The sequence below is a fragment of the Psychroserpens sp. NJDZ02 genome (genome assembly GCF_004843725.1).
In the GTDB taxonomy this organism is placed as follows: Bacteria; Bacteroidota; Bacteroidia; order Flavobacteriales; family Flavobacteriaceae; genus Olleya.
In genome coordinates this window covers 4,266,758-4,279,612 of the sequence record NZ_CP039451.1, presented here as the reverse complement: position 1 = coordinate 4,279,612, position 12,855 = coordinate 4,266,758, and the positions used below count along the sequence as shown (strand labels likewise).

Sequence of the window (12,855 nt, the reverse complement as noted above, 5' to 3'; positions counted from 1 at the left end):
TGTTAATGTAAGGTTAAATGGGAGGAATGCTAAATGTTAAAATATTAATTTTGACCGGTGAATAAGAGAATTTTCCTAGTCTTAGTAGTTTTAATGAGTTGTTCCTTAATAGGAATAATCTTAGTACAGGCGTATTATATTAATAACTCACTTGAGAATGCTGAAAAGCAATTTAACTTTAATGTTAAAAAAGCACTGAGTTATGTGTCTAAAACTATTGAAAATGAAGAACGCTCAGATCATTATTACAAAATTTCAAAATTAATTAAGGAAGGTGAGACAAAGCCGGACTCCAACGCTATTTTAAATTTTTATATTAAACAAGATAATCCTAATAGTAATCAATCTATAATTTATAGAAATGGGATACTTGAAGAAAATTTTAAAGTATCATCATCGCTCTTTGACATAGGTTTAGATAGCTTGAATGTCAAACGTATTTTAAGCGAACGCGAAACAAAAATCATTGAGAATAGCACATTAGATGGGACACAAAATCTAACATCTATGTTGTCAGAGATTGGTGTAACAAGTGTTAACGAGTTTTTTCTAGAAACGTCCTATTTAGATTATGCGTTTAGAAAACCAATACATAAAAGAGTAGATGTCAATCAAATTGAACGACTGTTAGACTTAAAGTTAATAGAAGACGATATTACTATTGATTATGAGTTTGGGATTTATAGTAATGGTTTAGCCACAAAGGTTAAAACTGAGAGCTTTCAATTAGCACATAATGAGTCGTCAACCTTTAGTGTGCCTTTTTTTTACAACGAAAATGATACTAGTAATTATAGGTTATTAGTTAATTTTCCAGAACGCCAAAAATTTATTTTATCATCGGTTTTAACAATGCTTATTTTGTCTATTGTTTTTACATTAATTATAATCATTGCCTATTCTAGTGCATTGTATCAATTAATAAGACAGAGGCAGATTTCTGAAATAAAAACAGATTTTATTAATAATATGACACACGAATTTAAAACGCCAATTGCAACAATTAATTTGGCTTTAGATTCCATAAGAAACCCCAAGGTAATTGACGACAAAGAGAAAGTGTTGCGTTACTTGGGAATGATAAAAGAAGAAAATAAAAGGATGCATGCTCAGGTAGAGAATGTGTTAAGAATATCTAAACTTGAAAAAAATGAACTAAATATTAGTAAGGAACCACTAGAGTTAAACGACTTAGTAGAAGACGCTATAACACATGTGGAATTAATTGTAGAAGATAGAGGCGGTAGTATTGAAACACACCTTAATGCAGAACAGTCTTCTGTCCTTGTCAACGATACACATTTTACTAATGTTTTAGTCAATATTTTGGATAATGCTATTAAGTATTCTCCAGAAGCGCCAAAAATTATTGTTACTACAGAGTTAGCAGGTAATAATATATTGGTACATATCAAAGACCACGGAAGTGGAATGAGTAAAGTGGCTCAAAAGCGTGTGTTTGAAAAGTTTTATAGAGAACATACAGGAAATATACATAACGTTAAAGGTCATGGTTTAGGCTTGGCTTACGTTAAAAGAATAGTAGAGGATCATCATGGTCATATCTCAGTAGAAAGTGAAAAAGAAAAAGGAAGTACTTTTACAGTAAGGCTTCCGTTAATCTCGTAATATTATGGAAGAACAATTAAAAAGAATATTATTAGTCGAGGACGATCCAAATTTTGGAACCGTTTTAAAAGATTATTTAGCAATGAACGATTACGAAGTAACACACGCCAAAAACGGTATGGAAGGCTTCGAAAAGTTTAAACGTGGTGATTTTGACCTATGTATTTTAGATGTCATGATGCCGTATAAAGATGGTTTTACTCTAGCTAAAGAAATTAGAGAAAAAAATACAGACGTGCCAATTGTTTTTTTAACTGCAAAAGCCATGAAAGAGGATGTGCTTAAAGGTTATAAAGTTGGGGCTGACGATTATCTTAATAAACCCTTCGATAGCGAAGTCTTATTAATGAAGATTAAAGCAATCATGCAGCGTAAAGCGAATGATACTGTTGCTGATAGTAAACAATTTGAATTTAAAATTGGAGGTTTTGATTTAAACTCTAAACTTAGATTTTTAACTTATAATGGAGGGGATCAAGTTAAATTGTCTCCAAAAGAAAATGAATTGCTACGTATGTTAGCTTTACATGAAAACGATTTAATGCCTCGTGAATTAGCGTTGACAAAAATATGGAGAGATGATAATTATTTCACCTCAAGAAGTATGGATGTTTACATTGCTAAACTTAGAAAGTATTTAAAATTAGACCCAACAGTTGAAATTTTAAATATTCATGGAGAAGGCTTTAGATTAGTCGTTAATCAGAACTCGTAACAAAGTTTTTCTATAAAAAAAAATCCAGCGCTAAGCTGGATTTTTTTTGTTTAATATAGTTTCAATTTTAGAAGTAATAGTTTCAATGGGTGAGAGGTAATCAAACCAAATGGTACTAGGATCTCTTCTAAACCAGGTTAATTGTCGTTTTGCAAATCGTCTAGAATTTTTTTGTATTTCAGAAATCGCAAAATCTAAGGTCCAAGTATTATCTAGGTAATTAAAAATCTCTTTATAGCCAACGGTATTCAAACTATTTAAATGTTTAAAAGGGACCAAGGCTTTAACTTCATTAATTAAACCATTATCAACCATAATTTCCACCCGTTTATTAATTCTGTCGTAAATAATGGCACGATCGGCCTCTAAGCCTATTGTTATCGTTTTAAAAGGGCGTTTGTTTTTGTCTTTGTTTAAAAATGAAGCGTAAGGTTGACCACTACCAATACAAATTTCCAATGCACGAATCACACGTTGTGGGTTATCAATCTTTATCGTATTGTAGGACACTTCATCAAGTAATTTCAGCTTAAGCTGAAGCGCCTCCAGGCCCTCCGTTTCTAATTGCGAATTTAGTTGTGCTCTTATTGATTTATCTACTTCAGGAAAATAATCTAATCCTTTGGTTACAGCATCTACGTATAGTCCAGAGCCACCAACCATAATAACAACGTCCTTAGTTTTATGAAGTTCTTGAAGGCAGCTAATAGCTTCCTTTTCAAAAGTGCCGACATTATAAGCCTCTGTAATGGATCTGTTATGTATAAAGTGATGTTTTGCGGCAGCTAGTTCTTCTGTTGTTGGAGCAGCTGTACCAATGGTCATTTCTTTAAAAAACTGTCTAGAATCGGCAGATATGATTTCTGTGTTGAAGTAATTAGCAAGCTTAATACTAAGTGCCGTTTTTCCAATAGCAGTTGGTCCAATAATGGATATGAGATACTTATTAGTGTCTTTCACTTTAATTAGTATTTAAATATAAAATTAATGTAGTGTATGTCCGCAAGCTTTGCAAAAACGTGCATCATCGTCATGATATTCTTCATGGCAATTAGAACAACGTTGTGTATTTAAATTCAGCTTTTTCTGTGGGGCATTATTTTTTTCGTCATCAGACTTTTTCATACTTCTAGAATATTCAGCAGAGACAATACCTGTTGGAACAGCTATAATACCATATCCTAAAATCATGATTATTGTAGTGATAAACTGGCCTAAGGCTGTTTGTGGTGCAATGTCACCAAAGCCGACAGTAGTTAAGGTTACGATACACCAATAAACACTTTTAGGGATGTTTGTAAAGCCATTATCTTCACCTTCTACAAGGTACATGATGGTTCCAAAAATGACGGATGATATTAATACGGCAAATAAAAACACAAATATTTTGACACGACTAGCTATAATCGAATCTTTTAATTGATTAGATGCACCTAAGTATCTTGCTAATTTTAAAATCCTAAAAACTCTTAATAATCGTAAAGCTCTTAATGTTACTAATGCGTGAGACCCTGCAAAAACAAAAGAGATGTACATGGGTAAGGTTGATAGTAAATCTAAGATACCGTAGAAACTAAAGATATATTTGAAGGGTTTATTAACTGTAATGATGCGTAGGATGTATTCGATACTGAAAAATATAGTAATAATCCATTCACCAACGTACAAGGCTTCGTGGTATTTAGCGTCAATATGATTGACACTTTCTAGCATGACTAATAAGATACTGGCTAAAATTAAAATAAGTAAAACAACATCAAATAATTTACCAGCAGGTGTATCTGCTTCATAAATAATTTCATGAAGTTTATCTTTCCAACTTAAAGTTTCTTTTGTTGTACTCATGTGGTAAAAATACTAAATAAAGATTAGTTATTTTTTTCTAAAACAATTACAATGTTATTTTGTATTTTAACAAGTTCATTATAAAAAGATTTTAGTTCAGAATAATAATTTGCCGAGTATATTGTATTATAAAAATGTACTCTAAATGATAACTCTATAATATTATCAAGATGTGCATGTTTAAAAACGAGTAAACCAGAATTATCAGATAATTTAAATGATTTTTCTTCTGGTGTTTCTATGATTTTATAATTGTCGCTAGTTTCAATTTTAATATTGTAAACAAAATTATTTTTATAACCAAAGTCAATAGGGTAAGTCCTTTTGTTTAGTTTTAATGGGTTTTCTGTGAAAATTTTAAAAATAAAAGGATCTAAGTAAACCTTGTTGCCTATTGTTGTTAATGGTCCAGAGATAGACAAAGTTTCAGTAAATACTGATTTACTATTTTTATTTATTTCGACTTCAATATCTTCAAAAGTATAATCAGGATATTTTGAGTTATATTGTTTTAAATTATCTTGATTATTTCTGGTGTAAGTCTGCCTAGCTTTTAAGGCATTATATCCTGTTTTACTAGTTGTTAAGGTTCCTGTAAAGGTGCCGTCATCATTAATTTTTACAATAACCTTTTGTTGTATTGAAGAGTTTGTTTTTGGATTTATATTAACCCATCGACTACCGTTTTTAAAATCAATTTCTCTTCCATATTGATTTAAACATCTAAACGGTATCTCTCCAAATATAAGTGAAGGGTCTGTTGCGTCCAAAAAATAGGATTCTCCATTAATTTCTGCTCTTAAAATTATGTAGTTAAATTCTGAAATAACAGGATAAAGTTTAGTGATAAATCCATTGTCTCTGGTTGACAATAGTACAGGATAAATCTGGATACCATGTTTTTTTAATAGGTTATAAAGAAGTAGATTAATCTCTGCGACATTACCTGATTTTTCTTCAATGACCTCTTTAATAGATACATCTTTAAATATACGGTAATAATTATTCCAATTGTAATTGCTTTTAACAAAATCAAAAATGTAATTCGCTTTTTCTAATTCGCTTTTTTGATTTAGTAATTCAGGATCAATTAGTTTTTTTATAAGACTTTCCTTTTTTAACTGTTTCCCAAAATTGGAATCTGTCCTTAATTCTTTATCTGTAGTCTCCCAATTTTTAGTAATGTTATTTACAGTACCATCAAATCCTTTGACAACTTTTAATTCATATTCAATTCTTGATAAATAATTTTTAGCAGAAGTCATATAATCCTCCTCAATAAAAGCAGGAATATCTTTCATGGTATATTTACCAACTGTACAGTCCGCACGAGCCCCGTTGTTCCTTTCTATACAGGATTTTTTTATAGTACTTTCGTTTGCATCTAATTTCAGTTCTCCAACAAGTTTAATGTTATAGTCATAATTACCTGGGATGCTTGTGTTGTATTCGCTATAAAGTTTTGGAATCTCTTCTTGAAAGCGCCACGTGTTAAATTTATATATAAACGGACTTTCAAAAGTGTAACTATAAGTTATAACGGAACCTTCTTTTATATTTGGAAGTATAAATTTGAATATTGTGTGATTCTCGTCCGCTTTTTCTTCAAATATTTGAGAAGCATCAAGATTTATTCTATTGACCTTACCATCCTCTATATTTGTCGTGGTAGCTATTAAATTTGTTATTTTTTCTTTATTACCTCCTGAATTATATAAATAAATTTTAACGTCAGCTTGATCAAAGCCATTTCGGTTTAAAATTTTAATTTTTTTCTTGTAGTTTAATACTAAATTGAAGCTTTTTTCGTCAATTTTGGCATTGCCATATTCATATAAAACAAGAGCATTGGCAGTTGTGTCTTGCTTAAATTTATTTAATTCTAGGTCTGTTCTAGTAGTCGTTAAATCCTTAGTATTAAACTGGTTTTGTGAGACTAAAAAATTGGTAAATAAGAGGGCGATTACGACTAGTATTCTCATTCTAAATTAAGTGTTTTTATACGTTTATTTTTACGTAAATAGCTTTGTATAATATGTTGTTGGTCTCTATTGTTTTCCATAGGAGTAATAATAGATTCCAAAATCTCAAGATTATTGATTTGATAATTTAGATTGTAAAACCCTAGTCCTTTAAACACTCCGTTTTGTATTAAAATAGCGCTACGCTCATCAATCTCACGTCCTTTATCTACAATAACCATGTTTTTGTTTTTGTAGTTGTACTTATCTAGTAGTTGTTGGACACGTGCATTATAGCTTTCTGGAGTTTCCTTTTGGATACAAGCGCCTTCGCATTTTTTTACTTCGTATTGGAAACAACTTGTTTTAGTTTTATATAGCCCACATAGTTTTTGACACAATTCAAATTGGTCTACCATTTTCTCTAAAAAATGTTTACCACTTTGTCTAGTGCTAAAAGTCGTGATATGTGGTTTTCGGCCATCCGCTTTATCGATTGTTAGGTTTATGTAACCATTGTTATCTTTAAAACTGTATAAAGCATGTGTAAAAATACTGCGTCGTAATGCTCTATTCAGTATCGGTTTATTGCGTTTAATTTCTTCACTTTCTTTTAATAACGCCACTAACTCACTTCCTGTAGCTTCATAAGTAACGGTAAGCACTTGCGTTTGTATTTTTTTGGATTTAGTGGTTGTGCCCGTAAAATGTTGGTTAACTCTATTTTTTATGTTTTTACTTTTACCAATATATATAATTTCTCCATCTGCTTTGTGCATATAATACACTCCTGTTTTAGACGGTAAATTTTCTATTATATCGATTAATCGCGGTTCCATTTGGAATTTTGGTTCTTTCCTAATAGATTCTTTAATAATAGTTTTATTGGTGTCTTTACTTAATAATAATTTGAATAGTTTTACAGTAGCTAAAGCATCTCCAGACGCACGATGTCTGTCTGTAACAGGTATACCAAGCGATCTAACTAGCTTTCCTAAACTATAACTTGGTAAATCTGGAATTAAATCTTTTGATAACTCTACAGTGCATAACGTCTCACGCTCAAACGGAAACCCAAGGCGTTTAAATTCTGTTTTTAAAATGCGGTAATCAAACTTGGCATTATGAGCCACCAAAATAGTGCCTTCTGTAATTTCTACAATACGCTTAGCTACCTCATAAAATTTAGGAGCATTACGTAACATTTTGCTATTTATTCCAGTAAGATTAACTACAAAGGGTTGAATCTCACGTTCTGGATTGACTAAGCTAATAAATTGGTCTACAACTTCATGGCCATCATATTTGTATATAGCTATTTCAGTTATTCCTTCTTCGTTAAACTTACCACCAGTGGTTTCTATGTCGACTATTGTGTACAATACAGTTAAAAGTGAAAAATTAAAAATTAATAGTTGGTTGATTTTGATTTCATAGTATTTATTGTAGCTACTAACATTTTAATTAATTCCTTATTTTGAGAAGTTAAACTCAAAAATAAGTCGCGGTTTAAGTATAAGGAATCATGAAGTAAAGCAATCCAATATTCTGTTTCATTGGCTTCTTTAAGAGCAATGCTCATTTTACTAATAAAATCTTTATTAGATTGAGCAAACTCGGCTTCTCTTATATTGGCACCAACAGAAGTTCCACTTCTTAGAAGTTGTCTAGATAGTGTATATTCCTTATCATTTTTCACAATCAATTGGTAAGACTTAATAATTTGCAGGGCAAAATTGTAACTTTTAGTCTTTAAAATTGATTCTTTCATTATTTAATTAAAACTTTTAGTTATTACTTTTTAACTATTAGTTACGTTTTCCAAAGATACTACTTCCAACCCGAACCATTGTGCTACCGCAGTCAATTGCTAATTGGTAATCACCACTCATACCCATTGATATGGTTTCTAAATCTAAATGTACAGTTTTAAGTGAATCAAATGTTGTTTTTAACACACCAAATTCCTGTTTAATTTGGTCTTGGTTTTCTGTAAAAGTGGCCATTCCCATGACACCAATGACTTTAATGTTTTTTAATGTTGAAAAGTCTTCAGACTGAAGTAATGTTGAAGCATCTTCCGGTGACATTCCAAATTTAGAATCTTCCGAAGCTATTTTAATTTGAAGTAAACAATCGATAATTCTATCGTGCTTTTTGGCTTGTTTATTAATTTCTTTTAACAATTTGAAACTTTCGACACCATGTATTAAATCGACAAACTCAGCCATATATTTGACTTTGTTGGTTTGTACGTGGCCAATCATGTGCCATTTAATATCTTTTGGCATCTCTTGGTGTTTGTCTGCCATTTCTTGGATTTTATTTTCTCCAAAAATGCGTTGACCAGTCTCATAAGCTTCCATTAAGTCACTAACTGGTTTTGTTTTAGAAACAGCAACAAGTGTGACGTGATCAGGAAGGGATTGTTTTATTGTATTAAGGTTTTGTTTGATTGACATGTGCTTTTTTATTTTCTATTCTTATATGAATTATACAATATTGCTTTTAAATTGTAGATTCTTCGCTTTGCTCTCAATAACAAACCAAAATACAACATAGTATGTAAATTAGCGCTTATCTTTAATGCCTTTTTACTTCTGCTTTATTTTAAAACTCATAAATAGTAACGCCACTTCTAATTTTAGGTTCTATGTATGTGCTTTTTGGAGGCATTGTTAATCCGTCGTCAGCAATTTGTTTCATTTGATTAATGGTCGCAGGAACCATGCCAAAACCAACCGTAAATTCTTGACTATCTACTTTGCTTTTAAGGGTTACAATGTCCTTTTTTCCACTAATGTAATGTATGCGGGTATCGTTGCGTAAGTCGGTGATTCCTAAAATAGGTTCTAGAATTGTTTTAAAAAGAACTTGCGCATCTAATTCGTCTAAAGACGTATCAAATGTATATTCTGTTTTTCTAAGGTATAACGAGTAAAATTCGCCATCCAAATACATACTAAAATGATGTGATTTTGAGGGTTGATATGGTATTAATCCTCTGTTTTCAATACGATAGACAGTATCTAATTGTATTAAAAATTCTTCTTTAGTTAATCCGTTTAAATCTTGTACTAATCGGTTAAATTCGTGAATGCGTAATTCCGATTCGGCAATCAAATAACTCATAAAAAAGTTATACGTTTCTTTTCCCGTATGTTTTTTATTTTCATTTTTTAAATCCTCACAAAGTAATTGAGAAGAAGCCGAGCGGTGGTGTCCATCTGCGATATACAGCGTTGGCATATTACTAAATGTAGCTGTAATTGTATCTATGTCTGATTGGTCTTCAATTAACCATAAATAATGCGTGTCTCTATACGTCGTTGTAAACTCAAACTCAGCGCGTTCTTTTTGTTTTTTTTCTATAATTTTAGAAATAGCATCGTTGTCTGGATAAGTTAAAAGTACTGGTTCTGCATTAAAACCTACTGTTTTTAGGTAGTCTTTAAATACGGTTTCGCGAGAAGCGATAGTATCTTCATGTTTTTTTATAATGTTGTTGGTGTAGTCGTCTACGCTTGCTGCTGCAACAATACCATTAAATACCTGATTATCTCTATCTACGATTTTGTAGATGTAAAAACAAGGCTTTTGGTCTTGCATAAAAACACTGTCTTCCTTAAACTCGGAATACCGGTTTCTAACTAGTTTATAACGCGCTTCTCCAGAGATTTCTTTAGCATATTTGTAACCAGGATTTACAATATGTAAAAACGAAAAAGGATTATGATCTAAACGCGCTTCTCTTTCTGCTTGCGTGTAACTTTGATAAGACCGTGACGCCACTAAGCTAACTTTGTCTCTAGTTGGTCTTACAGCTTTAAAGGGGAGTATTTGAGTCATTTTTTTGGGTAATGAGAAGTCTTTTTTAGGCAAAAGGCAAAAGAGGAAAATAGTAAATAAAAAAAGGTATAAGTTTTTAGCGTTATTAACACTACTAACGTATACCTTTTTACTTTAAATTATATAAATTGCTTAGACACTTTTTCTGCCTTTCTACTTTCTGAATAATCGTAAAAACCTTCTCCAGATTTAACACCAAGTTTACCAGCATTTACCATATTAACTAATAATGGGCAAGGGGCATATTTCGGGTTTTTAAATCCGTCGTACATCACGTTTAAAATAGATAAACAAACGTCTAATCCAATAAAATCGGCTAGTTGTAATGGTCCCATTGGATGTGCCATACCAAGTTTCATTACGGTATCAATTTCTTCAACACCTGCAACACCGTTGTATAATGTTTCAATAGACTCGTTAAGCATTGGCATTAATATACGGTTGGCAACAAAACCAGGGTAATCGTTAACCTCCGTAGGTGTTTTACCTAATTGCTTCGATAAATCCATGATGGTTTTAGTCACGTCGTCATTGGTGCTATATCCACGAATAATCTCTACCAATTTCATGATTGGCACAGGATTCATAAAATGCATTCCAATAACCTTTTCAGGTCTTGAAGTAACAGCACCAATTTGTGTAATAGAAATAGAAGAGGTGTTTGTTGCAAGGATAGTATCTTCGCCACAAGCCTCATCTAATTGTTTGAAAATCTTTAATTTTAAATCTAAATTTTCTGTTGCAGCTTCTACTACTAAACCAGCGTATTCCACACCAGCTTCAATATTAGTGTAGGTTGTTATATTACTTAAAGTTTCCGCTTTGTCAGCTTCTGTAATTTTTTCTTTAGCTACCATACGGTCTAAATTTTTGGTAATGGTATCCATTCCTTTTTTTAGAGATGCTTCGCTAATATCTATTAATTGTACTTTAAATCCTGATTGTGCAAAAGTATGAGCAATACCATTACCCATTGTTCCTGCACCTATAACTGCGATGTTTTTCATTTGTATGTTATTCTAAAATTGATCAATTATCATTGTGGCAACACGTAACGCTTCTGTACCATCATGTAGTGTTACAATAGGCGTTGTGTTATTATTTATGGCATCTGCAAAAGATTCTAACTCGTCTAAAATAGCATTGTTAGCAGAGATTTCAGGGTTATCAAAATAGATCTGCTTTTTAACACCTTCTGCATTTTGTAAAACCATATCAAAATCTCCAGGGGTTTCTGGTGCATCTTTCATTTTTACAACCTCACATTTTTTCTCTAAAAAGTCAACAGAGATATAAGCATCACGTTGGAAAAAGCGAGTTTTACGCATGTTTTTTAACGAAATTCTACTGGCTGTTAAATTAGCCACACAACCGTTAACAAACTCGATACGCGCATTGGCAATATCGGGTGTATCACTTATAACAGAAACTCCGCTGGCAGATACGTTTTTAACTTTAGACTTTACAACGCTTAAAATAACGTCAATATCGTGTATCATTAAATCTAAAACGACTGGTACATCTGTCCCACGTGGATTAAACTCGGCTAAACGATGTGCTTCAATAAACATCGGACTATCTAATTGTTCTTTTACTGCGATAAAAGCAGGATTAAAACGCTCTACATGTCCAACCTGTCCTTTAACACCATATTCTGCAACCAAAGCACGTAAACCTTCTGCTTCTTGAACGGTATTAGTAATCGGTTTTTCGACAAATATATGTTTCCCTTTAGATATGGCTTGTCTAGCACAATCAAAATGCGATAGGGTAGGTGTGACAATATCAACAACATCTACAGCTTCAATTAGGCCTTCAATAGTTTTAAAATATTTGTAACCAAATTCGGCTTCAACCTTTTTACCGTTGTCCGCATCCGCATCATAAAATCCAACTAATTCGAATTTTTCTGATTGATTTAATAGTCTAAGATGAATTTTTCCAAGGTGACCAGCACCTAATACACCAGCTTTTAGCATAGTTTGTTCTGTTTTCAACAAAAATAAGTTTTTTTGCACAGTATTTAATATCAATTTGATAATTATATAAGTGATTTAAGACAAAATTATAAATTGATAGAAAATCCTTTTCAGGGTTATATTTTTGAAGTAATTTTATGCTCTAAACTAACGACTACCATTGAAAGATACTTTTAAACATAAAGGCTTACGTCAGCAGCTTGTTGCTGTTTTAAAGAAAAAAGGAATAACTAACGACGCCGTTTTGGGAGCTATTGGCAAGATACCGAGACATTTATTTATGGATTCTAGCTTTTTAGACCATGCTTACCAAGATAAAGCCTTTCCGATTGCAGCGGATCAAACCATTTCTCAACCGTATACTGTGGCGTTTCAAACTGAATTGATGCAGGTTAAAAGGGGCGATAAAGTTTTGGAAATTGGTACAGGTAGTGGCTATCAAACAGCCGTTTTGTGCGAGATTGGTGCTAAAGTATATAGTATTGAAAGACAACAAGAGTTGTTTAAGATTACGAGTCGCTTTTTGCCGAAACTAGGCTACAGAGCTAAAAGTTTAATTTTTGGTGATGGTTATAAAGGGATGAAGGAAGAAGCACCTTTTAACAGTATTATTGTAACAGCGGGTGCACCTTTTGTTCCAAATCCATTGTTAGCACAATTGGCAATTGGAGGACGTTTGGTAATTCCGGTTGGAGAAAATGTGCAAATCATGACGCTTTTTGTGAGAAAAGGACAGAAAGATTTTGAAAAAACAGAATTTGGTGAATTTAGATTTGTGCCGCTTTTAGAGGATAAGAATTGATGTTTGGTTGATTTTGGTTGGGGATAGTCTCGGAATTAGTCTCTAGTAAGAATAAACCAAATGTTAGGGGGATTC

The 12,855-nt window shown here is 32.1% G+C and carries 12 protein-coding genes; 3 read left to right on the top strand and 9 right to left on the bottom strand.

The annotated features are described in order from the left end of the window. Positions 1 to 57: 57 nt before the first annotated feature. Positions 58 to 1,629, top strand: a complete 1,572-nt coding sequence (locus tag E9099_RS18905) for a HAMP domain-containing sensor histidine kinase (RefSeq protein WP_317130633.1) — start codon at positions 58 to 60, stop codon at positions 1,627 to 1,629. A 4-nt stretch (positions 1,630 to 1,633) separates the two neighbouring features. Continuing rightward, positions 1,634 to 2,344: a response regulator transcription factor gene (locus tag E9099_RS18900; protein WP_101018166.1), complete on the top strand. Its 711-nt coding sequence runs from the start codon at positions 1,634 to 1,636 to the stop codon at positions 2,342 to 2,344. A 30-nt stretch (positions 2,345 to 2,374) separates the two neighbouring features. On the opposite strand, the gene miaA is transcribed toward E9099_RS18900, so the two are convergent. The 9 genes from miaA to E9099_RS18855 all read right to left on the bottom strand — a co-directional run bounded on the left by miaA (position 2,375) and on the right by E9099_RS18855 (position 11,978). After that, positions 2,375 to 3,304 (bottom strand): tRNA (adenosine(37)-N6)-dimethylallyltransferase MiaA, encoded by a 930-nt coding sequence (gene miaA, locus E9099_RS18895; protein WP_136585058.1) that lies wholly within the window; start codon positions 3,302 to 3,304, stop codon positions 2,375 to 2,377. A gap of 24 nt (positions 3,305 to 3,328) precedes the next feature. After that, entirely contained in the window at positions 3,329 to 4,189 is an 861-nt protein-coding gene (locus tag E9099_RS18890; protein ID WP_136585057.1) for an ion transporter, read from the bottom strand. A gap of 23 nt (positions 4,190 to 4,212) precedes the next feature. Next, entirely contained in the window at positions 4,213 to 6,171 is a 1,959-nt protein-coding gene (locus tag E9099_RS18885; RefSeq protein ID WP_136585056.1) for a DUF3857 domain-containing protein, read from the bottom strand. Next, on the bottom strand, positions 6,168 to 7,532 hold the full coding sequence (locus E9099_RS18880; RefSeq protein WP_136585055.1) for an exonuclease domain-containing protein: 1,365 nt from the start codon (positions 7,530 to 7,532) through the stop codon (positions 6,168 to 6,170). Before E9099_RS18880 ends, E9099_RS18885 begins: the two co-directional genes overlap by 4 nt. A 26-nt stretch (positions 7,533 to 7,558) precedes the next feature. Beyond that, complete coding sequence (locus tag E9099_RS18875; RefSeq protein ID WP_136585054.1) at positions 7,559 to 7,921, bottom strand: four helix bundle protein; 363 nt, start codon at positions 7,919 to 7,921, stop codon at positions 7,559 to 7,561. Between the two features lie 37 nt (positions 7,922 to 7,958). Then, entirely contained in the window at positions 7,959 to 8,612 is a 654-nt protein-coding gene (locus tag E9099_RS18870) for a YggS family pyridoxal phosphate-dependent enzyme (protein WP_136585053.1), read from the bottom strand. A 148-nt stretch (positions 8,613 to 8,760) separates the two neighbouring features. Continuing rightward, positions 8,761 to 9,999, bottom strand: coding sequence for a DUF1015 domain-containing protein (locus E9099_RS18865; RefSeq protein ID WP_136585052.1), 1,239 nt, complete (start codon positions 9,997 to 9,999; stop codon positions 8,761 to 8,763). 119 nt (positions 10,000 to 10,118) lie between these two features. After that, positions 10,119 to 11,006 (bottom strand): 3-hydroxyacyl-CoA dehydrogenase family protein, encoded by an 888-nt coding sequence (locus E9099_RS18860; protein ID WP_136585051.1) that lies wholly within the window; start codon positions 11,004 to 11,006, stop codon positions 10,119 to 10,121. Positions 11,007 to 11,018: 12 nt separating this feature from the next. Continuing rightward, positions 11,019 to 11,978 (bottom strand): Gfo/Idh/MocA family protein, encoded by a 960-nt coding sequence (locus tag E9099_RS18855; protein ID WP_136585214.1) that lies wholly within the window; start codon positions 11,976 to 11,978, stop codon positions 11,019 to 11,021. Between the two features lie 160 nt (positions 11,979 to 12,138). Between E9099_RS18855 and E9099_RS18850 the strand changes: the two genes are divergently transcribed. After that, positions 12,139 to 12,780, top strand: coding sequence for a protein-L-isoaspartate(D-aspartate) O-methyltransferase (locus tag E9099_RS18850; RefSeq protein ID WP_136585050.1), 642 nt, complete (start codon positions 12,139 to 12,141; stop codon positions 12,778 to 12,780). Positions 12,781 to 12,855 lie beyond the last annotated feature (75 nt).